The sequence below is a fragment of the Mesorhizobium sp. M7A.F.Ca.CA.002.04.1.1 genome (assembly GCF_004022805.1).
GTDB lineage: Bacteria > Pseudomonadota > Alphaproteobacteria > Rhizobiales > Rhizobiaceae > Mesorhizobium > Mesorhizobium ciceri.
The window spans coordinates 1-853 of sequence record NZ_RZPL01001180.1 but is presented as its reverse complement, the minus strand read 5'-3'; the positions used below and the strand labels follow the sequence as shown (position 1 = coordinate 853).

General features: G+C 61.9%; 1 protein-coding gene. It reads right to left on the bottom strand.

Going from position 1 to position 853, the window contains the following annotated elements:
- Nucleotides 1-57: 57 nt before the first annotated feature.
- The coding region (gene mch, locus ENZ75_RS33145) for a methenyltetrahydromethanopterin cyclohydrolase (RefSeq protein ID WP_128278673.1) at nucleotides 58-853 on the bottom strand (796 nt) is incomplete at its 5' end.

Sequence of the window (853 nt, the reverse complement as noted above, 5' to 3'; positions counted from 1 at the left end):
CGGAAGGCAGTCGCCGGGCGGGCGAATGACAGACGAATCCCTTTGCACCGCCATGCCCTAGCCGAGACTCCGTTCGAGCATCTTCAGATCACGCCGACCGGCGCGAAAAGTATCGCCGGTTTCGATCGCTGTCACGATCACTTCAGCCGGGCTGAACAGCAACGGGTCGATGGCATAGAAATCGCCCTTGAACCGCGTGAATATCTCGGCGAAGGGTTGGCCGTAGTCCCGTGAGGCGCTGCTGGGAAGTTTTTCCGCGAGTTTGCCAGCCTCCTTCGCCGATCCTTTGACGAAGAGCTGGACGCTGCCGCCATAGATGATGGCATCGTTGGTTCGGCCCATAGCGGTCAGGAAATCCGGATGGGGGGCGGGGATCGGCGCCGTTCCGATGCCGTCGACAACGTTTTCCAGCGGGAATTTGAGATCGTTGATCTTGTGCAGGGCAACCTCGAGCGCGCGCGCCACGATCTGCACGCCGCCGGCAAGGCTTTGTGTCGGCGCATAGAGGAAGGTGAGCTTTTCCGTCGCCAGTCCAGTTGCCTTGCTCACTTTCTCAACGGTCGCGCGGGGAGGCGGTTCGGCCGTCTCAAGGATAAGCACCGCGGAAGATGCGATGTCGTGATAGGAAAGTGTTTCGAACAGCGGTTCGACCCGGGCGAGGGCCCGCGCAGGCCCAGATCCCATCGCAAAATAGTCCTGGCCAGACAGGTTCCAGCCCGCATACTGGCTGCCCAGGCAGGCCAGCACCGGCTGCGAAGATCGCGCTTCGACGGTGAACGGCCATTGCTGTGACGCGCGATCCATGAACACCGAAACGCTGCCGAGACCGCCCATCGCAGCCTCAGCCATGCGC